This is a genomic window from Imtechella halotolerans, assembly GCF_028743515.2.
Classification (GTDB): Bacteria; Bacteroidota; Bacteroidia; order Flavobacteriales; family Flavobacteriaceae; genus Imtechella; species Imtechella halotolerans.
On record NZ_CP117969.2, the window covers coordinates 263,814 to 287,433 of the forward strand.

Annotated in this window: 21 protein-coding genes; 17 read left to right on the top strand and 4 right to left on the bottom strand. The window is 36.3% G+C overall.

The genetic code is table 11. The annotated features are described in order from the left end of the window. The first annotated feature begins 15 nt into the window (after positions 1 to 15). From PT603_RS01300 to PT603_RS01320, 5 genes are all read left to right on the top strand, one after another. Entirely contained in the window at positions 16 to 1,287 is a 1,272-nt protein-coding gene (locus PT603_RS01300; protein WP_050951124.1) for a YaiO family outer membrane beta-barrel protein, read from the top strand. Between the two features lie 119 nt (positions 1,288 to 1,406). Beyond that, complete coding sequence (locus tag PT603_RS01305; protein ID WP_008238084.1) at positions 1,407 to 1,799, top strand: response regulator transcription factor; 393 nt, start codon at positions 1,407 to 1,409, stop codon at positions 1,797 to 1,799. A gap of 154 nt (positions 1,800 to 1,953) precedes the next feature. Beyond that, a complete protein-coding gene (locus tag PT603_RS01310) occupies positions 1,954 to 5,376 on the top strand; it encodes a methylmalonyl-CoA mutase family protein (RefSeq protein WP_008238081.1) in 3,423 nt (1,140 codons plus the stop codon). A gap of 298 nt (positions 5,377 to 5,674) precedes the next feature. Further along, positions 5,675 to 6,217 carry a sigma-70 family RNA polymerase sigma factor gene (locus PT603_RS01315; protein WP_008238079.1) on the top strand — a complete coding sequence of 181 codons (543 nt, stop codon included), beginning with the start codon at positions 5,675 to 5,677 and terminating at the stop codon, positions 6,215 to 6,217. 94 nt (positions 6,218 to 6,311) lie between these two features. Continuing rightward, the gene (locus PT603_RS01320) at positions 6,312 to 7,700 is read left to right on the top strand and encodes a hypothetical protein (protein ID WP_008238077.1); all 1,389 of its coding nucleotides are present in this window, start codon (positions 6,312 to 6,314) and stop codon (positions 7,698 to 7,700) included. Here the strand turns inward: PT603_RS01320 and PT603_RS01325 are convergent. Then, the gene (locus PT603_RS01325; RefSeq protein WP_008238075.1) at positions 7,697 to 8,113 is read right to left on the bottom strand and encodes a hypothetical protein; all 417 of its coding nucleotides are present in this window, start codon (positions 8,111 to 8,113) and stop codon (positions 7,697 to 7,699) included. The genes PT603_RS01320 and PT603_RS01325 overlap by 4 nt on opposite strands. 120 nt (positions 8,114 to 8,233) lie before the next feature. On the opposite strand from PT603_RS01325, the gene PT603_RS01330 reads away from it, so the two are divergent. Next, complete coding sequence (locus PT603_RS01330; RefSeq protein WP_008238074.1) at positions 8,234 to 8,689, top strand: Lrp/AsnC family transcriptional regulator; 456 nt, start codon at positions 8,234 to 8,236, stop codon at positions 8,687 to 8,689. On the opposite strand, the gene PT603_RS01335 is transcribed toward PT603_RS01330, so the two are convergent. After that, positions 8,686 to 9,909: an MDR family MFS transporter gene (locus tag PT603_RS01335; protein WP_008238072.1), complete on the bottom strand. Its 1,224-nt coding sequence runs from the start codon at positions 9,907 to 9,909 to the stop codon at positions 8,686 to 8,688. The two genes, PT603_RS01330 and PT603_RS01335, sit on opposite strands and share 4 nt — an antisense overlap. Positions 9,910 to 10,135: 226 nt before the next feature. Here PT603_RS01335 and PT603_RS01340 point away from each other — a divergent pair, with 226 nt between their 5' ends. After that, a complete protein-coding gene (locus PT603_RS01340) occupies positions 10,136 to 10,786 on the top strand; it encodes a DUF1684 domain-containing protein (RefSeq protein WP_008238070.1) in 651 nt (216 codons plus the stop codon). Here the strand turns inward: PT603_RS01340 and PT603_RS01345 are convergent. Beyond that, positions 10,783 to 11,766, bottom strand: a complete 984-nt coding sequence (locus PT603_RS01345; protein WP_008238068.1) for a transcriptional activator — start codon at positions 11,764 to 11,766, stop codon at positions 10,783 to 10,785. The genes PT603_RS01340 and PT603_RS01345 overlap by 4 nt on opposite strands. Positions 11,767 to 12,153: 387 nt before the next feature. Between PT603_RS01345 and PT603_RS01350 the strand changes: the two genes are divergently transcribed. Further along, positions 12,154 to 12,546: a pyrophosphohydrolase domain-containing protein gene (locus tag PT603_RS01350; protein ID WP_008238065.1), complete on the top strand. Its 393-nt coding sequence runs from the start codon at positions 12,154 to 12,156 to the stop codon at positions 12,544 to 12,546. Positions 12,547 to 12,618: 72 nt separating this feature from the next. Then, a complete protein-coding gene (locus PT603_RS01355) occupies positions 12,619 to 15,057 on the top strand; it encodes a glycoside hydrolase family 2 TIM barrel-domain containing protein (protein WP_008238062.1) in 2,439 nt (812 codons plus the stop codon). A 66-nt stretch (positions 15,058 to 15,123) separates the two neighbouring features. Here PT603_RS01355 and PT603_RS01360 read toward each other — a convergent pair whose 3' ends face one another. Then, positions 15,124 to 16,191 carry a branched-chain amino acid aminotransferase gene (locus tag PT603_RS01360; protein ID WP_008238040.1) on the bottom strand — a complete coding sequence of 356 codons (1,068 nt, stop codon included), beginning with the start codon at positions 16,189 to 16,191 and terminating at the stop codon, positions 15,124 to 15,126. 124 nt (positions 16,192 to 16,315) lie between these two features. On the opposite strand from PT603_RS01360, the gene PT603_RS01365 reads away from it, so the two are divergent. From PT603_RS01365 to PT603_RS01400, 8 genes are all read left to right on the top strand, one after another. Further along, entirely contained in the window at positions 16,316 to 16,828 is a 513-nt protein-coding gene (locus tag PT603_RS01365) for a DUF4920 domain-containing protein (protein ID WP_008238039.1), read from the top strand. Between the two features lie 2 nt (positions 16,829 to 16,830). Then, positions 16,831 to 17,496 (top strand): tRNA (5-methylaminomethyl-2-thiouridine)(34)-methyltransferase MnmC2, encoded by a 666-nt coding sequence (mnmC2, locus tag PT603_RS01370; RefSeq protein ID WP_008238038.1) that lies wholly within the window; start codon positions 16,831 to 16,833, stop codon positions 17,494 to 17,496. An 85-nt stretch (positions 17,497 to 17,581) separates the two neighbouring features. Then, the gene (locus tag PT603_RS01375; protein ID WP_008238036.1) at positions 17,582 to 18,496 is read left to right on the top strand and encodes a TIGR01777 family oxidoreductase; all 915 of its coding nucleotides are present in this window, start codon (positions 17,582 to 17,584) and stop codon (positions 18,494 to 18,496) included. A gap of 118 nt (positions 18,497 to 18,614) precedes the next feature. Continuing rightward, the gene (locus PT603_RS01380) at positions 18,615 to 19,172 is read left to right on the top strand and encodes a nucleotide exchange factor GrpE (RefSeq protein WP_008238035.1); all 558 of its coding nucleotides are present in this window, start codon (positions 18,615 to 18,617) and stop codon (positions 19,170 to 19,172) included. An 18-nt stretch (positions 19,173 to 19,190) separates the two neighbouring features. After that, positions 19,191 to 20,306 (top strand): molecular chaperone DnaJ, encoded by a 1,116-nt coding sequence (gene dnaJ, locus PT603_RS01385; RefSeq protein WP_008238034.1) that lies wholly within the window; start codon positions 19,191 to 19,193, stop codon positions 20,304 to 20,306. 216 nt (positions 20,307 to 20,522) lie between these two features. Then, positions 20,523 to 21,449 carry an ABC transporter ATP-binding protein gene (locus PT603_RS01390; RefSeq protein ID WP_008238033.1) on the top strand — a complete coding sequence of 309 codons (927 nt, stop codon included), beginning with the start codon at positions 20,523 to 20,525 and terminating at the stop codon, positions 21,447 to 21,449. A 2-nt stretch (positions 21,450 to 21,451) separates the two neighbouring features. Further along, positions 21,452 to 22,762 carry an ABC transporter permease gene (locus PT603_RS01395; protein ID WP_008238032.1) on the top strand — a complete coding sequence of 437 codons (1,311 nt, stop codon included), beginning with the start codon at positions 21,452 to 21,454 and terminating at the stop codon, positions 22,760 to 22,762. 10 nt (positions 22,763 to 22,772) lie between these two features. Beyond that, complete coding sequence (locus PT603_RS01400) at positions 22,773 to 23,612, top strand: mechanosensitive ion channel family protein (protein WP_008238031.1); 840 nt, start codon at positions 22,773 to 22,775, stop codon at positions 23,610 to 23,612. Positions 23,613 to 23,620: the final 8 nt, after the last annotated feature.

Genomic DNA, 23,620 nt, shown 5'->3' on the forward strand with positions numbered 1-23,620 from the left:
ATGAAAATATTTAAAATGAAAAGTAAAAATAGAATAGGGACGCTTGGTTGTGTTATTGCTTTAGTGGGGATTATTTTAGTTTCAGGAAAGCTTCATGCTCAAAAAGTAAATACAGATAGCCTACTAGTAAGTGCCTATCAGTCCTTAAAGGATGGCCAATATATTCAGGCGATTGCGAAGGCAAGAATGGGGAAAAAGGAGGCACCGGAGTATTTGGATTTTTATGTGGTGTTGGGGCGAGCAAATCAGCTTACAAAACAGAAAGACAGTGCTCGTTATTATTACAGTCATGTGCTAGAAAGGAATGAGAAATATGAGGAAGCCTATACGTATTGGATAGGAATGGAGCTTGAAGATAAAAATTACGATCAGGCTGAAATATTGCTTGCTAAAGCAAGGAAATCACATCCTGAAAATAGCGTATTTCCCATGCAGCAATGGCGTTTGTATCAAGATATGGGTGATTTTGAAAAAGAGCGTACCTATCTTCGCGAGCTTTCCAGTGTTTTTCCGTCTAATTCAGAAATCACTCAACGTATTTTTTGGTTGGATTCTCGTTATAATAGTGATCGTTTTGGGTTGCAACACACCTATACTAATTTTGAAAGAGATGGAATAGGTCCTTGGCATTTATCTTCTGTACAATATATAAGAGAACGCAAATGGGGGTCTATTATTGGGCGCGTTAATTATGCTAATCGCATGGCTAATAAGGAGACTATTGCCGAAGGTATTCAGGTGGAGGCTGAAACCTATTTCTTTACTGGTAAAAAGAGTTACGCTCATCTTTTTGGAGCCTACTCAGGAGAAATAGTCTTTCCTGAGTGGCGAGTAGGTGCAAACTATTTTCAAACACTGACCAAAGGTTGGGAGTTGGATTTTGGAGTGCGTTACACCCGAGTAGATTCAATGGACTTACCTGCTTTAACTTTAGGGGTAGGGACCTATTTTGGTTCCTATTGGGTGCATGTACGTAGCTTTTTCCAGGAACAGGAATCAAAGTGGTATCCGGCCTTTACTCTAACCACTCGTTATTATCTAGATTCCCGTTTTGATTATCTTAATTTTGTTGCTGGCTATGGTACCTCTGCTGATGAGTCTTATATTCAATCACAGCTTCAAAATCGAATTTCATTGAATTCCTATAGGGTTGGTTTGGGATACTTTCGTCAACTTGGGGGAAAATTCTTAGTGGGGGCTCAAGGTGGATATAACAGACAGGAGTATTTAGACAGCAAATGGCAAAATGAATGGGAGGCTTATTTGATGTTTCAATATCGCTTATAATAAAATTAAAGAACTTAGGCAAAAAAAATCGATGATATTCATTTTTTTTCTATATTAGCACAGAATTGCAGGTACTTTTGCCCAAAGTAAATGTAAAATACACCCAAATCTAGAACATTATGAACAACTTGGAAAAAATCCTCGTGGTTGAAGATGACCTACTCACCATGAAAATTCTCAATTTTATTCTTAAAAAGGAAGGTTTTGCTGTTTCATCTGCTAAAGATGGGTTGGATGCAATAGAGCGTATTGCTGTCATTCAGCCAGATATGGTGATTACCGATGTTATGTTGCCTTTGAAATCAGGTCTTGAAGTGACTAGTTACGTAAAGGATAATTTCCCTAACATCCCTGTTATAGTTTTGTCGGCTTTGGGTGAGGAAGAGAGGACGGTTACCAAGGCATTTGAATTAGGAGCAGATGATTTTGTAGCTAAACCATTTAATCCCAATGAGTTTTTATTGCGAGTTAAACGCTTGCTTACAAAGAAAAATGCACGAATAGCGGTTTAACATTTTAAACAGCTAGAGAATATACAAAGCTACCTTGTCAAGACAAGGTAGCTTTATTTTTTAGTAAGTTGCTCATTTGCAAATATTTTTGTGATAGGGCAATTTCATTGCGAATTTCGTAAATTGCATCGCAATAAAAGAGGTTTAATTACAAATGGAACAAACAAATCGTTATCAGCCCCATAATAAAGTACGAATAGTTACAGCAGCTTCACTGTTTGATGGTCATGATGCAGCCATCAATATCATGCGTCGTATTATTCAGTCCAATGGATGTGAAGTTATACACTTAGGTCATGACCGAAGTGTTGAGGAAGTGGTAAACACAGCCATTCAGGAAGATGCTAATGCAATTGCCATGACATCCTATCAGGGCGGACATAATGAGTATTTTAAATATATGTATGATTTGCTTCAAGAAAGAGGAGCGGGTCATATAAAAATTTTTGGCGGTGGCGGTGGCGTTATCCTGCCGGAAGAAATAAAGGAGTTACAGGAATATGGGATTACCCGTATCTATTCTCCTGATGACGGTCGAGAGTTAGGACTTCAAGGGATGATTGATGATTTAGTAAAAAGATCAGATACACCCACTCTTTCTCTGTCTGAAGGTACTGAAGTTAAGAGTTCTTTAAAGGAGAAGAATATTAATACGATAGCAAGGCTAATATCCCTAGCGGAGAACAGACCTGATGAATTTCATGAAGTCTTTACACTTTCAGGTGGAAAAAGTACTACACCAGTGCTAGGAATTACAGGAACAGGTGGTGCAGGTAAGTCTTCTTTAGTGGATGAATTGGTACGTAGATTTTTAATAGATTTTCCAGAAAAAACAATTGGAATTATTTCAGTGGACCCGTCTAAACGAAAAACAGGTGGGGCTTTGCTTGGAGATCGAATCCGAATGAATGCCATTAATAATCCACGTGTTTATATGCGATCTTTGGCTACTCGTCAGTCCAATTTGGCCTTATCCAAATATGTTGCTGAGGCAGTTCAGGTATTAAAGGCAGCTGAATACGATTTGATTATTTTAGAAACTTCAGGGATAGGCCAGAGTGATACCGAAATTTTAGAACACTCAGATACTTCTTTATATGTAATGACTCCCGAATTTGGAGCGGCTACTCAACTTGAAAAAATAGATATGCTGGATTTTGCAGATTTGGTTGCTATTAACAAGTTTGATAAAAGAGGGGCCTTGGATGCATTGAGGGATGTGAAGAAACAATACCAAAGAAATCATCAGTTGTGGGATGTGAATCCTGATGATATGCCAGTTTTCGGAACCATTGCTTCTCAGTTCAATGACCCAGGCATGAATTCCTTGTATAAGGCTGTCATGGACACCTTGGTTGAAAAAACTGCTGCACCTTTAGAATCTACCTTTGAAATTACAAAGGAGATGAGTGAAAAGATATTTGTTATTCCTCCTAGTCGCACTCGCTATCTATCAGAAATAGCTGAAAATAACAGAAAATACGATGAAAAAGTGCTGACTCAAGTGGAAGTTGCCCAAAAGCTTTATGGATTATATAAAACTGTTGAAACAGTTTCAGGGGCGCTACCAAAACTTGATAAATCAGGCATTATTCTAGAATCAATTTCCACTAAGGAAGAAACGGCTGTATTTACTTCTTTACTCTTGAAAGAATTTGATAGAGTAAAAATGAATTTGGACCCTTATAATTGGGAGATTATTCTAAATTGGGACAAGAAAAAAGAGACCTATAAACAGCCAATATATAGCTTTAAAGTACGCGATAAAGTAATTGAAATAAAAACCCATACCGAATCTCTTTCGCATTCACAGATTCCTAAAGTTGCCTTGCCGCAGTATAAGGCTTGGGGAGATATTTTGAAGTGGTGTTTGCAAGAAAATGTTCCTGGTGAGTTTCCATATACTGCTGGGTTGTATCCATTTAAAAGGGAAGGGGAAGATCCTACCAGAATGTTTGCAGGTGAAGGTGGTCCAGAACGAACAAATAGACGTTTTCACTATGTGAGTTTAGGAATGCCTGCCAAACGGCTTTCAACAGCTTTTGATTCTGTAACTCTTTATGGTAACGATCCTGATCATCGTCCTGATATATATGGAAAGATTGGAAATGCAGGAGTATCGATATGCTGTTTGGATGATGCAAAAAAGTTGTATTCGGGGTTTGATTTAAGTCATCCTATGACCTCAGTGAGTATGACCATTAATGGCCCAGCTCCTATGTTGTTAGGCTTTTTTATGAATGCAGCAATTGATCAAAACTGTGAAAAATATATAAAAGAAGCAGGTCTTGAAGCTGAAGTTGAGAACAAAATAACAGCTATATACAAGGATAAGGGTGTAGAACGGCCTACCTATAATGGAGAATTACCTGAAGGGAATAATGGGCTGGGATTGATGCTTTTAGGAGTTACAGGGGACCAAGTTCTACCTAAAGAAGTGTATGACCAAATTAAGTCAGAAACACTTAAACAGGTGAGAGGAACTGTTCAAGCGGATATACTAAAAGAAGATCAAGCACAAAATACCTGTATTTTTTCAACAGAATTTGCCTTGCGATTAATGGGAGATGTACAAGAATATTTCATTGAAAAGCAAGTTAGAAACTTTTATTCTGTATCTATTTCGGGATATCATATTGCAGAAGCTGGTGCAAATCCAATCACTCAATTAGCATTCACGCTTGCCAATGGTTTTACCTATGTGGAGTATTACCTCAGTCGTGGCATGAATATTAATGAGTTTGGTCCCAATCTTTCGTTTTTCTTCTCCAATGGAATCGATCCTGAATATGCAGTTATAGGAAGGGTTGCCCGCAAAATTTGGGCAAAAGCTCTTAAGTATAAATATGGGGCTAATGAACGAGCTCAAATGCTTAAATATCATATACAGACTTCTGGTAGATCATTGCATGCTCAAGAGATCGATTTTAATGACATCAGAACAACGTTACAGGCTTTGTATGCTATTTACGATAATTGTAATTCATTGCATACCAATGCCTATGATGAGGCCATAACCACTCCAACAGAAGAATCTGTGCGACGTGCTATGGCAATTCAGTTAATTATTAATAAGGAATTAGGACTTGCTAAAAATGAAAATCCTATACAAGGAGCCTTTATTATTGAAGAGTTAACCGATTTAGTGGAGGCAGCGGTGCTTTCTGAATTTGATCGTATAACGGAAAGAGGAGGTGTTTTAGGTGCTATGGAGACTATGTACCAGCGTTCCAAGATTCAAGAAGAGAGCCTTTACTATGAGACCCTAAAACATACCGGAGAATATCCTATTATAGGAGTGAACACCTTTTTAAGTTCTAAGGGGTCACCAACCGTGGTACCTGCCGAGGTTATTAGGGCAACTGAAGAAGAAAAGCAATTCCAAATCCATACCTTAGAAAATCTACATACAACTTATTCGGATAAGGTTTCTGAACAACTGTCTTTGGTACAAGAGGCTGCCATCCAAAATAGGAATATTTTTGAATGTCTAATGGAAGCTGCGAAGTATTGTTCTCTAGGTCAAATAACTCAAGCACTTTTTGAGGTTGGAGGGCAATATCGTAGAAACATGTAATAAACAATTGTTTTATAAGCGTATAAAGGCCTGTGGATACCTCATTTTATTCACAGGCTTTTACTTTCTTGAAATTCTTAGTAATTTTAAAAGAGATTTTGCATCCTTTTAAAGATGCGTTCGTCTTATATATAGGAAATCTAAAATAATTGGGTTATGCAAAACAAAGAATGTACTTGTAATTGTGAACAATGTAGAAATGGTCAATGCGACCAATGTTCTTGTGAAAACTGTAGTTGTTCAGGCTGTAACTGTTAATTAAAAAGGTCCTTTCTGATGGAAGGACTTCATTTGTTTTATGAATACCATAGCTATTTGGAATTTATATGCCATCGATGTAGAACGCTTTATATTAAGTAAAGTGCAGGATGAGTGTGTCTCAAAAGATTTGCTTCAGGAGGTGTTTTTAAGGGTACATGTAAATAAACATCGATTAAAAGAAAGTGATAAAGTAAAGTCCTGGTTGTTTTCAATTGCAAGAAACATAGTGGTTGACTATTACAGAAAAAAAAGGGTACTACAGGTAGTGGACCAGATGGAGGTAACGGAAGAACCTTTGATAAATCAGGTTCATACTGAAGTAGAATGCTTAAAGGGAATTATTAATGTATTGCCTCCTAAATATAAGGTAGCGGTTCAGATGGCTGATTTAGAGGGAAAAAAGCAGCAGGAGATTGCCGATAGTTTGGGAATATCATTGCCTGCCGTAAAATCAAGAATACTTAGAGCTCGTAAAATGATTGTAGAAGGCTTTATGGACTGTTGTGATTTTAAACTTAATTCTCAAGGTAAATTGGTAGGTGAGGTTAAGGAACGCGAATTGTGCAAGGTTTGTCAGTAGGTCTCAATTTTCTCATAAAACTCCCATAAATTCTCTATTTTTTTATACCTTTAAACTACGATTTGTCCGCTTTATGGCAGTTAATTAAAAAGGTATGAAAGTAGGTATAAGGGTCATCATTTTGATGACATTTTTTTCGGGTTTTAGTCAGGAAATGACCTTGCGCAAAGGCGCTGTTATCGATAATTTAACCGTCTCTGATACACTTACTTCAACTTTTGCTCTATACCTGCCAACTACTTTTTCTTCCGAAAATCCAACGCCTATTGTTTTTGTAGTCGATCCACAACAGCGTGGAAAGCAGGCGCTTTCTCTGTTTTTGGAAGCGGCTGAAAAGTATAACTTTGCAATTGCTGCACCTAATTCTATTTCAGCCGATACAACCTTGGAAGAGAATACACGTAACTTTCTAGTTACATTTCAAAGGGTGTCTGAACTTCTGCGGTTGGATTCTAATCACATCTATATTGCGGGGCACCAGCAGGGAGGAGATGTGGCCTTGGTAGCACCTGCATTTATAAAGGGTATTAATGGATTAATTATTTCAGGGACTTCCATGAATCCTACGCAATTGATGAATATGAAAAATCAATTTTTTGGGGTAATCAGTATCATAGGTATAGAGGATTATCGAATGATTGACCTTTGGAGTACCAGGCCATGGTTAACTAATCTAAAGAAATTTAATGAACTTTATTTGGTACAGGAAGGTAGCTCTTGGCCACTTCCGCAGTATTTAACTAAGGCTATGCGTTCCTTCCAACTTCAAAATGTATTGAAAGCCAAAATGCCGAGAGTAGATTCAAAATTGACTGAAATGTATGCTGATGACATGGCTTTTGGGGCAGAATTAGAGGCCAAAGGCCACTACGCTCAGGCCATGGAACTATATGAGTCTATGGAGTCAGATTATAAACCTCTTGTGGATATTTCCAGTTTGAAGGAACATATAAAAGAGTTGAAAAGGAATAGTACTTATAAAGCTCAAGCCGCAACTAGAACCAAAGCTATTCAAGAAGAAATATATAAACGGGATGAGTTTATGGCTTTTATAGAAGAAGACATAAGTTCTAAAAATCTCTCTAATTTGGGATGGTGGTATGATACCTTGGATTTGTTAAAAAAGGATGAGCCAAATCAGGAAATGGCTTTTATGAATAAACGTTTATTGGCTTTTGTGGATGCATTGATTAGTGATCATCTTAAAAAATTGGTAAACGAGCCTAAAGATGATTCACACATATTTTTGTGGGTTTTACAAATCATGTTGAATGAAAAGCGATATGAATCCTATAAAAATATAATTTCTTTAAGTGCTGAGAATAGTGATTACGGTACGGCCTATTATTATCTGGAAGAAATGCTTAAAAACGGCTATAAAGATGAGCAAGGGGTGTATTCAATAGAACATACCGCTATACTTCGAATTACTCCTGAGTTTAATGAACTTGTAAAGAAATATTTAGGAACTTCGAGATACTAGTTTTTTTGAAGTATCATGGCCTCCCAGCGGGTACGATATTTTTTAAATTGGGCCAATTCTTTTTTCAGAAGAGAAATATAGTCTCTTCCTTGAGTATAGTTTTTCTCGAGGTATTCACAATACAGTAAAAGGCGTTTAACTGTTTTGCGTAATGTAAAAACACTTATTTTTCGTAAGCGTAAGTCAAAATGTGAGTGAGTACTAGCTATACTAGGAGCTAAACTTAACGAGTCCATTACTAGGTGCATGGAATATTTGTCAACACTTTTGGAAGAAGATCCCATTTCTAGGATGTCCTTATCATTTGAAATATAAGACGCCAGATGGCGGCTTAGTGAGAATATCTCCAAAGCCTTTTTATATAATAACTCTTGAGTAAGATTATTATCCGGTGATGAAGCAGCAGGTGACATAGTTTTTAGCAATTTTCTACCTCAAAATTACTGGTAGTTTTTTATATTTGAATTTAATATTTAAATGTATAGATAGTATTATATTTAATAATTAAAGTTTTTTAGTTAATTTATTTTAAAATGATAAAAGACGATACTAACTGGAAAATCCTTATGCTTTTACAGCAAAACGCTCGAATGAGTAATGCTGAAATAGGTAGAATAGTTGGGCTAACTTCACCTGCTGTGGCTGATAGGATTAAGAAAATGGAAGACTTAGGAGTCATTAAAGGGTATAGAGTGGATGTTGCCCATACAACTACGGGACATCAATTGAAAGCAATAATCATGCTTAAGGTGTTTTCTGGCCGCCTACAACCTTTTTTAGAAAAAGTTTCTGAGTTTAAAGAGGTTATTAATTGTTATCGAATAACGGGAATTGAAAACATTATCATGGAGGTGTTGTTGTTTGATCAGTCACATTTAGAAGAGTTTATTGATAAGGTAATTCTTTATGGTGAGACCCGTACTCATATTGTATTGTCAAATGTGGTTGAAAACCGTCCAATAACGAACAAGCGGCGCGTAATGCGCTAGGCTATTTCTTTTTCTCGTTTTATTAGTTTTTCTAGATAAATTGCGAAAAATAAGCCTAGCACACATATGGCTGCCATGATCATCCAATTTGCTTTATATCCAAACCAATCGATCATTGTCATTCCAAATTTAGTACTGACAATATGGGCCATAGAGAACGACATCGTGTAATACCCCATATATATACCTTCTACTCCCTTAGGAGATCTGTGCATTACAAACACATTTGAATTAGGAAAAGCAAACATTTCACCAAAACTCATTAGTAAAACAGATAATATAAGAATGCCTACCCAACCCTCATAATAGAGAATGGCGAATGAGGGTATAAAGAATAGCATACTCAAAGTGAGCAACCTTGTGATATCTCTTTTTTGTTTTCCAAACCAACTTACCAAAGGCATTTCAAATAGAAACACCAAGAACCCGTTAAAGGCAAGCAAAAGGCCTGTGTGAAATTCAGAAAGGTTATACACCTTCTTATGATATAAAGGCATAGTGCTGAATAGCTGGAAGAATGCCACTGTGATCAAAAATGAAATAATCCATTGAATCCAAAACGGAGTGTCTTTAAAAATATGTTGTTTGGCCTTACTGACTCCTACTAAGGGGTCAACCTCTTCTTCCGTAGTTTTTTTCTCTTTTACTAACCGAGTAAACAAAAGGATGGCCACCATACAAGTTAGTCCATCTATCCAAAATAACCCACCGTATCCTAAGGTAACAATGATGAGCCCGCCTAAGGCTGGTCCTAAGGCAAATCCTAAGTTAATAGCAAGGCGAACCAAGGTTAATGAGCGTGTGCGGTTTTCAGGTTTGCTATACGTTTTTAGTGAAACATACATAGCTGGTCTGAACATATCGGCTACTGTCATTAATACTAAAATTGCCACACATAAGGCTTCAAAGCTACGAATGTATTGTAGGGTAATAAAGAGTATGCCGCTAAGGAATAAACTGATTACCATAACTTTATAAAATCCTATTTTATCCGAAATTTTTCCACCCAGATACGAACCTAGTAAAGATCCGATTCCGAAGAAAACCATTACCCATCCAACCTGTCCATAGCTTAAGTTCAGGTCTTCATTTAAATACTTGGTTAAAAATGGTATGACCATGGTACCAGCTCGGTTTACAAAAGTAATGAGCGCAAGGTACCATACTTCTTTACGAAGACCTTTGAAGGAATTTACATATCCAGAGAAAAACTTTTTCATGCTTAGTGGCAATTAAAAAAGCCCGACGAAATACGCCGGGCCTCTTGAAATACTTGAATATAATCATTAAGATTTCGCATACCGGCATACGTACGTATACTTATTCACCGTGGTAATTGAAATCTGCTTAGTCATAACTGAAATTTTGTTTCGAACAAACTTAGGTAAAATTATGTTTAGTTGTATTTTTGAAAACAAGTAAAATTTCAATTAATTTTTTCGAATTATGAAGATGTCTTATTTTTTGCTACTTATTTTCAGTGTGTTGAGTGTTTCATGTGACTCTGGAAAAAAATATCACGATGGTACCCCTGAAGAAAAGGCCTTCAAGAGTCATAGAGAACGAATAGAGTCATTTCAGGATAAATTAAATAAAGAATTCAATGATTCAAAGCTTACACCGCTGTTACCAGAAGATTTTAAGAACTTTAAGCAACTTGATTTTTTTCCAATTGACACATCATATGCACTAATGGCTTATTTTGAGCGTACTCCTAATGAAAAACCTTTTATGATGCCTACTACTACTGATCGGGTAGTGCTTGAGGTTCAATATGGAATACTTCATTTTACGATAGATGAAAACAAGTATTCTCTAGCTGTATATCAAAATCAAGAACTCGTTAAGCAAGAAGAGTATAAAGATTATCTTTTCTTACCTTTTATGGATGATACTAATGGCGAAGAAACCTATGGAGGTGGTCGGTATTTAGATATGAGAATTCCTGAAAAGGATTCTGTACTTCTTGATTTCAATACGGCCTATAATCCATACTGTGTCTATAACCCTAAGTTTTCATGTCCATTAGTGCCTGAGAGAAATTATATCCCAGTTCGCATCCCTGTAGGGATTAAGGACTTTAAGACTAAAGATTAATTAGCTGTTAGACTTTCTATAGATTTCTGCTCAATAGGAATCCATATCTCAGTAAACCAGTTCGCTGGATTTTTAGTGTCTTTTTCCCCTTTTACTAATTGTAATTTTAGGGGAAGAGTTTCGCTTATTTTGTATCCCGTTTTTTGAGCGTAGTTCTCTACTTCTTTGATGGCTTTGGGTAGATAGGTATACCCTCCTTTAAGTGTTGCATTAACATAAGTGGTATTGGGCAACTTTCTGATCTGATATTCCTTGTCTATTGGCAGGTCAGGTACAACAGATGTGGTGAGATAAGCAATATGGTAATTCTCCTTGGTTGAAAGTATAAAGGGAGATTTTTGTAGTATTAGACTATCTTGTTTTGCTAACAATACTAGTTTTTCAGCTGCCGAATCAGCTATTGAAAGAGAGGTGATCGCAGTAGAAATGATCCATTGTTCTGGTTGATTACCAATGTTTTTTATTTTAATTGAATGAACATTCATTTGTTGCTCAAGATAGTTGTTTATGTTGGTAGAGGCCTCTAAATAGGATGATAATTGTTTGTTAGGGTATCCTTTCCAAAGTGATAAAATTTTTTCCCAAAAGCTTAGTTGACCATGGAGTGTTACCTTTGCTGTAGTTTGAGAATGTTCCTGTGAAAGTTCCCAGGATGAATTTATGGGAGAATGACCTTCAATTTTTATTTGGTGTTCTATAAAAGAAGGGGTATTTTGTTTATGTACACCTACTGTAATTAGTCTATTATTGGCACGCCAATGAACATTATTTGTATCGGTGTATTGAGAGGTTTTTTTAAGATTAGGTAACCAAAGGTTCCAATCTTTAGTGTTTTGTAACGCTTCGAAGACTACCTCCTTTGGAGCACTAATACCAATTGATTTATGTATCGCATAAGAGCTTTCCAAATTGGAAATAAATACAAAAAAAATGGCTCCAGAAATAAGGAATAACGTCAGTAGGTATTTTAAAATTTTCATGGAGCGGCTAGGTTCTCAGTTGGTTCACTAAACTACTAATTTTTACCTAAATACCATCTAAAAATTTAGTGAAAATAAATTCAGAAACAGGGTGCTATTTCAGTAGGTATTTAATAGCAAAAAGGGAGGCTATAAATAGTAAAAAATAGAGTAATACTTTCAAGCTGCCTTTGTAGAAACGTTTGTGAAGCTTGATGTCTTTTCGATAACTTATGATAATTATAATTACAAAGCTTATTGCAAAAAGAATGGCAAAAACAACTTGTCCTTTACTGAACATATTTTTATAATTTTATGCGAAGTTACATATTTAGAATGGTAGATGGTATATGTCTTTGCTAGAAGTTTACAATTCTAAATTAATTTTAATCCGTGATACTACATTTTATGAAAGAAAAATTAAATGCTGTAGCCGAATTTCATGAGGCTTTTGGATTGGGGGTTAATGAAGTTCCCAGGGCTTACTTAGGTGAGCAATTGGTGAAATTACGTTTTAACCTAATGGCTGAGGAAAATGAAGAATATTTAGAGGCTGCTCAAAATAATGATTTAGAGGAAGTTGCCGATGCTTTAGGTGATATGCTCTATATCTTGTGTGGAACTATTTTAGAACATGGATTACAACATAAAATTGAAGAAGTTTTTAATGAGATCCAACGAAGTAATATGAGTAAATTGGGGGAAGACGGGAAACCTATTTACAGGGAGGATGGGAAGGTTATGAAAGGCCCTAATTATTTCAAACCTAATATAGCAGCTATACTGTCGAAGGATATGTAAAATACATAGATTAATATGTTATACATAATAGGATTTTTGTATTTTTAACGTTCATTAAAGTTTGTATAAAATATGAAAAGTATTAACCTGCTTTTATTTAGTTTTCTGTGTATTAGTGCATATTTGAATGGGCAAGAAAATCGTGAGGTAACAATTCTTAAAGATCATTGGAAATTTACTAAAGGGACTCACAATGGTGCGATTCAGCCCGACTTTAATGATTCGGATTGGCAATCAATTTCCCTCCCTCATGATTGGGCTATTTCAGGACCTTTTATTAAAGGTGGAGATGGACCCACAGGTAAATTACCATGGAAAGATGAAGGATGGTATCGCAATAAAATTCATGTTCCTCAGCACTACAAAGGGAAGCAAGTGTATTTGCTTTTTGATGGAATCATGGCTTTTCCTAAAGTATATTTTAATGGGGCATTTGTGGGTGAATGGGATTATGGATACAATTCTTTTTATTTAGATATTACTGATTTTATTATACCTGGAAGTGAAAATACATTAACTATTCAAGTAGATACACGTAAACATGATAGTCGATGGTATCCTGGTGCTGGAATTTATCGCAAAATTAGTATGATTGCTGTAAATCCTGTTCATGTGGATATATGGGGTACCTATGTAACAACTCCGATCATTAAACCATCTTATGCGGATGTACGTATCATGACTCAGGTTCGCAACGCTTCAGGTGCAGAAGAAAAAATTCAAATTCAACAAACAATATTCAACCAGGAAGGTAAATTAGTAGCTACCAAGGAATCTACGGCCCTGGTAAGGGCTTCTTCTGCCAAGGAAGTAGAAGTTACCATCCCACTTACAAGTCCAAGGAAATGGGATATTTCGGATCCTCATCTTTACACACTTACAACAACTATTAAGAAAGGGAAAGAAATTCTAGATGTCTATAATACCACATTTGGCGTGCGATCCATTGCTTTTACCGCAGACGATGGTTTTCATCTCAATGGACGACGTGTTCAATTAAAGGGAGTTAATCTCCATCATGATCATGGCCCATTAGGGGCTGTATTTAACAAGAGAGCTATGGAACGTCAGTTAGAAATTATGAAATCCATGGGAGTGAATGCCATTAGAACAAGTCATAACACACCTGCTCCTGAGGTTATGGAATTATGTGATCGAATGGGTATTTTGGTTTTTTCTGAAGTATTTGACAAGTATGACGGGAAAATGGATTTTGATCCAGAAATAACCAACTTTGATGAATTCTCACAACGAAATATTAAAAATTATATTCTCAGGGATCGAAACCATCCTTCTATATTTATATGGAGTGTTGGAAATGAAATAGGGGATGTTTCTTGGAATATAGATAATGGTTTTCATCGACTTCATACCATGCTAAATTATGTCAATAAATACGATCCCACCAGACCTACGACTTTAGTGTGTGATAGTGAGGCTAGTGCAGCACTACGTCATTTTGATTATTACGATGTGCACAATTGGAACTATGGTCGTAGATATACATTGGCACGTAAGTTAGAACCTAACAAGTCTGTTATTATTAGTGAATCATCCTCAACTGTTAGTACAAGAGGGTATTATGATTTGAATTTACCAAAAACTAAAACAGATTTTTCTAAAACTACGCTCCAGGTAAGTTCCTATGACTTAAACGCACCAGCATGGGCAGAGATGCCGGATGATGATTTTATGTGGCAAGAGGAGGATTCTTATGTGGCTGGAGAATTTGTATGGACAGGATTTGATTATTTAGGCGAGCCTACACCTTATCACAATGATTGGGCCAAGGAAAACGGGTTGACCGATGCCCATGCCTCCTATAGTTCGTATTTTGGGATTGTAGATTTAGTAGGAATCCCTAAAGATCGTTATTATCTTTATAAAAGTTATTGGAATCCTGACCAAACAACCGTTCATATACTACCCCACTGGAATTGGGAAGGTAAAGAAGGAACATCGATTCCAGTATTTGTATATACTAATGGCGATTGCGTAGAATTATTTCTTAATGGCAAATCCTTAGGTAAACGCTGTAAGAATCCGACATCAACAATTGCAACCCAACGATATCGTATTCTGTGGGATTCTGTAGAATATGCACCTGGGGAATTAAAAGCAGTGGCTTATAAGGAAGGATCTGTGATTGGTGAGCAAGTACTAAAGACAGCCGGGGAGGCCTACCAGCTTCGTTTAAGTCCTGATAGAAAAGTAATTAAATCAGACGGAGAGGATCTTACTTATATTTTGATAGAAGCATTTGATAAAAATGGAAATCCTCAGCCCTTGGCGGATCATCAGGTGCAGTTTGAAATTAAAGGAGAAGCGGTCATAAAAGGGGTAGGCAATGGTAACCCAAGATCCTATGAGCCATTTCAAGCATCTACTGTACGTCTATTTTATGGAAAAGCCATGTTGATTTTGGGATCTCAATACAGTGAAGGAAAAGTGACTGTCAAAGCAAGTTCAGAAGGCCTAAAATCAGCTACCACTATAATTACCATAGAGTAAGACTGAACCTAATATATGTAAAAAAAGCTCGGAATTTCCGAGCTTTTTTATATAATTTACTATATACTAATCTACTTTAACTCTCCATCCAAATGGGTCTTCAGTTTCATTGTATTGAAGTGAAACAATTGCTTGTTTTATTTGTTGAGCCATTGGAGACTCTTGTTTTGGGAGTTCCCAGAATTGGTCTTTGTTAGCAAAACCAGAAATAGGACTAATTACTGCAGCAGTACCACTTCCGAACATTTCTTTTAAACTTCCATTGTTGGCTGCCTCAACCAGTTCACTAACTTTTATTGGACGTACTTCAACATCGATACCCATATGTTGAGCCATTGCTATAACACTTTTACGAGTAACACCATCTAGAATACGGTCGCTGGTCGGACATGTAAGTAGGGTATCATTAATTCTAAAAAAGATGTTCATTGTCCCAGCTTCTTCCAAATATTCATGGGTAGCGTCATCGGTCCATATGATTTGTTGGTACCCTTCCTCATTGGCAAGTTTAGTCGGATAAAACTGACCAGCGTAGTTTCCTGCAGCTTTTGCCGCACCAAATCCACCATTGGCTGCACGACTGTAATAGTCCGCTATTTTCACCTTAACTTCTCCACCGTAGTAGGATTGTACGGGTGAACATATAATCATAAATGTATATTCCATAGAAGGAGAGGCCATAACACCACTTTCAGTAGCAATGACAAATGGTCGGATATATAGCGAATTACCATTCCCCTTCTTAATCCATTCTTTATCTAACTTTAGTAAAGTTGTAAGGCCCTCGAAGAAATAGTCTTTTGGAAATGCAGGCATAGCCAAACGCTCACTAGATTTATTAATTCGGTTAAAATTCTCTTCCGGGCGGAATAGGAAAATGTCATCATTAGCATCCTTATATGCTTTCATACCTTCAAAAACAGCTTGTCCGTAATGAAAAACTTTAGCAGAAGGATCCAATGTGATTGGTTGATATGGAACTACTCTAGGTTGTTGCCATTTACCATCTTTATATTCACATATAAACATATGATCGGTAAAATTTTTACCGAATACTAATTTACTGAAATCTACTTGGTCGATTTTGCTCTGAGCAGCTTTTTCAACAGCAAGAGAAGTGTGTAATTGCTCCATAAATCGTTATTTTCTGCGAAGTTATTGAATTATTGAAAGACCAAAAACTAAAAATGTAACAAAAATTCTTTTATTTGTATCTGTAACAAAAACCATTAATTCATTTTTGAAAAACTATTTTTTTATGAAAAAAGTTGTATTTACACTCATGACAGCTACTTTATTGTATGCATGTAAAACTGAAAACAACAAACAAACAACCGAACAGACTTCCGAGGTTGTTGAAGAAACAATAGCCTATGCATCGTATGGAGACAGTATTACTCCAAATAATGCCATAAAAGTTGAGGAAATGTATGCCAATTATAAATCTATGGGAATTGGAGATACTACGCAGGTGAAATATACGGCTATAGTTGAAGAAGTGTGTCAATCAAAAGGATGTTGGATGAAATTAAGATTGGAGGATGGTACTCAGGCCATGGTGAAGTTTAAAGATTACGCCTTTTTTATGCCAAAGGATATTGCTGGTAAAGAAGTTATTGTGGATGGCAAGGCATTTGTAGAAGAAATGTCAGTAGAGGATCAAAGGCATTTTGCAGAGGATGCTGGAAAATCAGCGGAAGAGATTGCGGCTATAACGCTTCCTAAAAAAACCTATTCAATAGAAGCTGCTGGAGTATTAATAAAACAATAAAAGTGAAAAGGAGTATCATCACAACGGGAGATGGGTCTACAACAATTCGTCTAGAAGAGTGGCAAGAACATTATCATTCATCACATGGAGCGGTAAATGAAGCGCGTCATGTATTTATTGAAAATGGGCTTAAGTGTTTTCAGAATAGGAAAATAGCCATACTGGAAATTGGATTTGGAACTGGTCTGAATGCTTTTATAACCTATTTGGAGTCTCCTAAATTGGGACTTAGTATATGTTATGAAGGCGTTGAGGCCTATCCGGTTGAAAAAGATGAGCTCAGTGAACTTAATTATATCTCACAACTTGATGCAGAAGCTCATAAGGACATTTTTAAGCAGATGCATCAAGTCTCTTGGGATAAGGAGGTAGTAATTGCTCCTCATTTTAGTTTGAATAAAAGAAAACAACAGTTTGAACAGATTTCGGATGATTCCCGCTTTCATCTCATTTATTATGATGCTTTTGGCGCTAGAGTTCAACCTGAATTGTGGACTGAAAGTGTATTTAAAAAAATGTATGAAGCCCTTTGCCCTGGGGGATGTCTAGTTACTTATTCTTCAAAAAGTAGCGCTAGAAGAGCTATGTTGGCTGTGGGTTTTAGGGTTGAAAAGTTAAAGGGACCTCCGGGAAAGAGAGAAATGCTTCGTGCTTGGAAAGAGGAGTAAATTCTTTTGTAAGGTGTTGTTAAACCTTTGGTAAAAAGCTGGTTTAGCTGCTGTTTACAATGTATTTTTGTACAAAAAAATAGCAATGACCATTTTAATAACCGGAGCAAGTGGCCTTATAGGGTCAGAACTTACTGCACTTTTTCTAAAGGCTGGTCATACGGTACATTTCCTTACAACGCGTAAAGAAGCAATTGTTAATAAGGCTAATCACAAAGGGTTTTATTGGAACCCTTCCCTTGGTATCCTTGATGAGAATTGTTTGAATGGTGTTTCTGTTGTGATTAATTTGGCTGGTAGTTCGATCGCTAAAAGATGGACAAAGTCTTATAAAAATGAAATTGTAGAAAGCCGAGTTCTATCTTTACAGATGCTTTATCAATTATTAAAAAAAAACAAAGGTCATCAAGTAAGGCAATTAGTCACCGCCTCCGCTATTGGTATATATCCGCACTCGTATACCCATTATTATACAGAAGATGAAAAGATTCAAGAGACCGATTTTCTTTCTGAAGTTGTAATCAAATGGGAGGAAGCCGCCCAGGCTTTTAATCAATTAGGGATCTCGGTTGCTGTACTTCGTATTGGGCTGGTTTTATCAATGAAAGGAGGGGCAATGCCTGCATTAGTGGCTCCTGTGAAAAAGGGAGTTGGCGCTACTTTTGGTAGTGGAGAGCAATGGCAATCTTGGATTCATATTGAGGATTTGATATCCTTGTTTGAGCACCTAGTAGAAAAGCATCTTTACGGTGTTTATAATGCGGTTGCTCCAAATCCAGTAACTCATAAAAAAATGCTACATGAAATAGCTTCCCGATTGCATAAACCATTATGGCTGCCAGCTATTCCTAAGTCAATTATGAAGCTACTCTTAGGGGAAATGGCTACTCTTCTTTATGATAGTCAACGTGTATGCGCTAAAAAAGTTGAAGATTCCCATTTTATATATACCTATCCTAATTTAGGCTTAGCCTTGGATAACCTTCTTTTGAACAAGTAAGGTGAAGGTAAGTCCTGTCTCTTTTTAAAAAAATCCTTGTGACATTTTGACATTTTTAAACAATTGGCAGTACTTTTGCCACCGATTTTTAGTTGAAAATGTAAAGTAGCCCTGTGTTATGAGTAAAAAAGATAAAATGAATGAAGAGACTATTGACAATCCAACTCTCGATAGTACTGTAAATAATGATGAAACTGCCCATGAAGGCATTCCACAACCAGAACTTACTGTGGAAGAAGTTCTTCAAGAAGATTTAGCTAAAGAGAAAGATAAATTCTTGCGTTTATTTGCTGAATTTGAAAACTATAAAAAACGTACTGCTAAAGAAAGAATTGAGTTATTTAAAACGGCTGGTCAAGATGTTTTACAATCGATGTTGCCTGTTTTAGATGATTTTGATCGTGCATTAGTCCAGATCTCTAAGTCTGAAGAAAAAGAATTGTTGAAAGGAGTAGAGCTCATACATGGAAAACTGTTGAATACTCTAAAATCAAAAGGTCTAGAACAGGTTGAGGTAACCGCTTCGGATGTTTTTGATGCAGAGATACATGAAGCTATTACTCAAATACCCGCGCCTACGGAGGAATTAAAAGGGAAAATTATTGATGTGATAGAAAAGGGATATAAATTAGGCGATAAGATCATACGTTTTCCAAAAGTAGTTGTAGGCCAATAAGCCCTAAAAAAACACCATATGAAGCAAGATTATTACGAAATATTAGGGATTAACAAAAATGCCACGGCGGCTGAAATTAAAAAGGCATACCGTAAAAAAGCAATAGAATATCATCCTGATAAGAATCCAGGCAATAAGGAAGCTGAGGAGAAGTTTAAGCTGGCTGCAGAAGCTTATGAAGTTTTAAGTGATGAGCAAAAACGTACCCGTTATGATCAATACGGTCATGCAGCTTTTGAAGGCGCAGGAGGATTTGGCGGAGGCGGGATGAATATGGATGATATTTTCAGTCAGTTTGGAGATATTTTCGGCAGTGCCTTTGGGGGTGGTTTTTCTGGTTTTGGAGGATTTGGCGGAGGTCAAAGACGTCCAAAGGGTAGTAATCTACGTATTCGTGTGAAACTTACATTGGATGAAATAGCCAATGGAGTAGATAAGAAAGTAAAAGTACGTCGCAAAGTTCAGGCGGAAGGTGTAACGTATAAAACATGTGCAACCTGCCATGGGACAGGTCAGGTAACCCGTATTACCAATACCATTTTGGGTCGCATGCAAACGGCTACTACTTGTACCAGTTGTGGTGGAAGTGGTCAAATGATAGATAAGAAACCATCTGACGCTGATTCGCAAGGAATGCGAGTGGTAGAAGAAACGGTATCTATAAAAATTCCTGCTGGAGTAGTAGATGGAATGCAACTTAAAGTTTCAGGTAAGGGTAATGATGCTCCAGGAAATGGAATCGCAGGAGATCTTATTGTGGCCATTGAAGAAGTTGAACATGACTTTTTAAAACGTGAAGGAGATAATTTACATTATGATTTGTATATAAGTATATCTGAGGCTGTTTTAGGTACTTCAAAGGAGATCGATACCGTTACAGGTAAAGTACGTATTAAACTCGAAGATGGAATACAATCAGGTAAGATTTTACGTCTTAGAGGAAAAGGTATTCCGAGTATTAATGGATACGGAAGTGGAGATTTACTTGTACATGTAAATGTGTGGACTCCTAAAAATTTGACTAAAGAACAACGCGACTTCTTTGAACGTATGCAGCATGATGAAAATTTTGTTCCTAAGCCTGAGAAGAGCGATAAATCATTTTTTGAGAAAGTAAAGGATATGTTTTCATAATTTCATAATTAAACTTTGATTTTTATGAAAAAAATGTATCTTTGAATACGTGCTAACTTGATTAGCAGTAATTTTTTCTTTTTCATAGCAATTTTTCCCATCCTTGATTTATTTTAAGGATGGGTTTTGTATTTAAAGGGGTTTCTCTACTTAAAAAAACGATAAAACACACCTAATTTTTATTGATTTCAATATCTTTGGATAAAACCAATATGTATGAGCAACCTTTTGGCTGCGCATGAAGTTTCAAAGAGTTATGGGGACTTTAAGGCGCTCAATAGTGTATCGTTGGAAATTCCTAGAGGTAGTATTTTTGGACTGCTAGGTCCCAATGGTGCAGGGAAAACTACGTTTATTAGAATTATTAATCAAATTACCTATCCGGATAAAGGAAGGGTTTTATTTAATGGAGAGCCCTTACAACCACATCATATAACCCAAATAGGGTATTTGCCTGAAGAAAGAGGGTTATACAAAAGTATGAAAGTAGGTGAGCAGGCACTTTATCTAGCTCAGTTGAAAGGACTGTCAAAGTCAGATGCTCAAAAGAAACTTAAGTTTTGGTTTGATCGTCTCGAAATCGGGGACTGGTGGAATAAAAAGGTGCAAGAACTTTCTAAAGGAATGGCTCAAAAAATTCAATTTGTGGTTACAGTGTTACACGAACCAAAATTGTTAATCTTTGATGAACCTTTTAGTGGATTTGATCCTATAAATGCCTCTATTATTAAGGATGAGATTCTGTACCTGAGAGAACAAGGAGCTACAATTATATTTTCTACTCACCGGATGGAATCAGTAGAAGAGTTATGTGATCATATTGCATTAATACATAAGTCAAATAAAATAGTAGACGGTAAACTTGCTGATATTAAAAGGGCTTATCGAAGTAACACCTTCGAGATAGGAATTGAGACGGAAAATATTGCCTTGTTGAAAAGTGAGCTTGCTCAAAAGTATACCGTCGGAGAAGCATTTTTTAGTTCTGTTAATGAAGAATTAAAACTAAGGGTACAGTTACCAAATGGATATCAGCCAAATGATTTGCTGAATGAATTACTATCCAAGGGAAATATCACTCATTTTTCGGAGGTCATACCTAGTGCCAATGATATTTTTATAAAAGCTGTTAAGAACCATTGAATATGAATCATCTTTTTTTAGTTATAAAACGAGAGTATCTTACAAAAGTGCGTAATAAGTCGTTTATTGTAATGACATTTTTAAGTCCCTTAATTTTTATTGGTTTGGCAGCTTTAGTGGGATATCTTTCAAGTATTAATAGTAATAAACTACGGACAGTAGCCATTATAGATGAATCTGGTCTTTTCGCTGAGGAATTTAATGACACTCAATTTACTAAATATGAGTTTCTTGATGGAGTAACTATTGAAGAAGCTAAATTGCTGACAGAAAAGGGCTCCTATTTTGGATTATTACATATTCCTGATCAGCCTATCTCTACCTTGACAAATACAATTGAATTTTTCTCAAAGGAATCTCCAGGATTTACTTTTATTGAAGCTATTTCAGAAAAATTGGAGAATAAGATTTTTCATATGAATCTAGCCGCTCAAAATGTTTCCTATTCTCTAATTGATGAAGCTAAGATACCTGTGTCTATTCAGCTTGAAAATTTTACTGGTGAAAAGACTTCAAAAATGGGAAATGTGCTAAAGCTTATTTTCGGGGGAGCAGCGGGGTATTTATTAATGATGTTTATTATTATTTATGGTAACATGATTATGAGAAGTGTCATCGAGGAGAAGACCAACCGTATTATTGAAATTATTATTTCTTCAGTAAAGCCTATTCAGTTGATGATGGGGAAAATTATTGGAACTTCTCTAGCGGGAGTGACTCAATTTCTTATGTGGGTACTAGTAGGTGCGCTTTTATTAACGGGGCTTTCCATGTTTTTTGGGATGGATGTAGGTAGTTTAGAAACTCCACAACGTGAAATGTTGGAAACAGTAGCTACTCAGCAAGGGATGCAACAGGAAATATCAGCTGTTTTATATGAGCTTAGACATATGCCTATTGTGACCTTGGTAATTGCTTTTTTAGTATACTTTATAGGTGGGTATTTGTTGTATAGCTCCCTGTATGCTGCTATTGGTGCCGCTGTTGATAATGAGACCGACACGCAACAATTCATGTTTCCTATTATTATGCCATTAATGCTGGCAATTTATGTTGGGTTCTTTACCGTTATAGAAGATCCTCATGGTACTGTTTCGGTCATTTTTTCGTATATTCCCTTTACTTCTCCTATAGTTATGCTCATGCGTATTCCTTTTGGTGTGCCATGGTGGGAGCTGGTTATTTCAATAGTGCTGTTGTACCTCACCTTTATGGTAATGGTTTGGTTTGCTGCAAAGATTTATCGTGTTGGGATTCTAATGTATGGCAAAAAACCAACCTACAAAGAATTGTTTAAATGGTTAAAATACTAAGTAAGGCCTGATGAATGAACTCATAGAATTGTTTAGAAAAATATTTCTGTTCAAGATCGTCAATACAGAAAAAGTTACCATCAGTGTTTTGACGGTGGTAACGGTTATTTTGGCGTTTATTCTAACCAATATTTTACTACGATTTGTAAGAAAAACAATTAGTAAACGATTACCTGTTCAGGATCGCAACAAGTTTGTCAGTATTTTTCAGGTGTTAAAATATGGAGTGTATATCATAGTTGTTATATTCACTTTGAATGCCTCAGGTGTCAATATGAATGTATTCTTAACGGCATCTGCTGCACTTTTTGTTGGATTGGGATTTGCGCTACAGCAACTCTTTCAAGATATTATTTCTGGGATACTACTTATTTTAGATCAATCCATGCATGTAGGAGATATAGTGGAGGTAAATGGTATTGTGGGAAGAGTTGAAGAAATTAGGTTACGAAGTACCAGAGTTATCAATAGAGATGGTAGGGTATTGGTGGTGCCTAATCATAAATTCATGAATGATACGTTGTACAATTATACTCAAAATGGAAATATTTTGCGGGAAAATGTGAGTGTTGGAGTTGCCTATGGTACTGATGTGGAATTGGTAAAACAGATTTTATTGGAAGTAGCTGATTCTCATACTTTGGTGCTAAAAGACCCTAAACCAATGGTTATTTTTAGCAATTTTGGGGAGTCATCTCTTGATTTTGAACTTTATTTTTTTGTAAGTGATGGGTTTATTACCCCTCGAATAAAAAGTGATTTGCGATTTAGAATTAATCAACAATTTAATGCCCGTAATATCTCTGTGCCATTTCCTCAACGAGATGTACATATTATTACTAAAACCTAAAGACCTAC

Excerpts from the sequence above, each read along its gene's own strand:
- PT603_RS01300 (WP_050951124.1), top strand. The coding sequence starts at position 16 with ATGAAAAGTAAAAATAGAATAGGGACGCTTGGTTGTGTTATTGCTTTA.
- PT603_RS01305 (WP_008238084.1), top strand. The coding sequence starts at position 1,407 with ATGAACAACTTGGAAAAAATCCTCGTGGTTGAAGATGACCTACTCACC.
- PT603_RS01310 (WP_008238081.1), top strand. The coding sequence starts at position 1,954 with ATGGAACAAACAAATCGTTATCAGCCCCATAATAAAGTACGAATAGTT.
- PT603_RS01315 (WP_008238079.1), top strand. The coding sequence starts at position 5,675 with ATGAATACCATAGCTATTTGGAATTTATATGCCATCGATGTAGAACGC.
- PT603_RS01320 (WP_008238077.1), top strand. The coding sequence starts at position 6,312 with ATGAAAGTAGGTATAAGGGTCATCATTTTGATGACATTTTTTTCGGGT.
- PT603_RS01325 (WP_008238075.1), bottom strand. The coding sequence starts at position 8,113 with ATGTCACCTGCTGCTTCATCACCGGATAATAATCTTACTCAAGAGTTA.
- PT603_RS01330 (WP_008238074.1), top strand. The coding sequence starts at position 8,234 with ATGATAAAAGACGATACTAACTGGAAAATCCTTATGCTTTTACAGCAA.
- PT603_RS01335 (WP_008238072.1), bottom strand. The coding sequence starts at position 9,909 with ATGAAAAAGTTTTTCTCTGGATATGTAAATTCCTTCAAAGGTCTTCGT.
- PT603_RS01340 (WP_008238070.1), top strand. The coding sequence starts at position 10,136 with ATGAAGATGTCTTATTTTTTGCTACTTATTTTCAGTGTGTTGAGTGTT.
- PT603_RS01345 (WP_008238068.1), bottom strand. The coding sequence starts at position 11,766 with ATGAAAATTTTAAAATACCTACTGACGTTATTCCTTATTTCTGGAGCC.
- PT603_RS01350 (WP_008238065.1), top strand. The coding sequence starts at position 12,154 with ATGAAAGAAAAATTAAATGCTGTAGCCGAATTTCATGAGGCTTTTGGA.
- PT603_RS01355 (WP_008238062.1), top strand. The coding sequence starts at position 12,619 with ATGAAAAGTATTAACCTGCTTTTATTTAGTTTTCTGTGTATTAGTGCA.
- PT603_RS01360 (WP_008238040.1), bottom strand. The coding sequence starts at position 16,191 with ATGGAGCAATTACACACTTCTCTTGCTGTTGAAAAAGCTGCTCAGAGC.
- PT603_RS01365 (WP_008238039.1), top strand. The coding sequence starts at position 16,316 with ATGAAAAAAGTTGTATTTACACTCATGACAGCTACTTTATTGTATGCA.
- PT603_RS01375 (WP_008238036.1), top strand. The coding sequence starts at position 17,582 with ATGACCATTTTAATAACCGGAGCAAGTGGCCTTATAGGGTCAGAACTT.
- PT603_RS01380 (WP_008238035.1), top strand. The coding sequence starts at position 18,615 with ATGAGTAAAAAAGATAAAATGAATGAAGAGACTATTGACAATCCAACT.
- dnaJ (WP_008238034.1), top strand. The coding sequence starts at position 19,191 with ATGAAGCAAGATTATTACGAAATATTAGGGATTAACAAAAATGCCACG.
- PT603_RS01390 (WP_008238033.1), top strand. The coding sequence starts at position 20,523 with ATGAGCAACCTTTTGGCTGCGCATGAAGTTTCAAAGAGTTATGGGGAC.
- PT603_RS01395 (WP_008238032.1), top strand. The coding sequence starts at position 21,452 with ATGAATCATCTTTTTTTAGTTATAAAACGAGAGTATCTTACAAAAGTG.
- PT603_RS01400 (WP_008238031.1), top strand. The coding sequence starts at position 22,773 with ATGAATGAACTCATAGAATTGTTTAGAAAAATATTTCTGTTCAAGATC.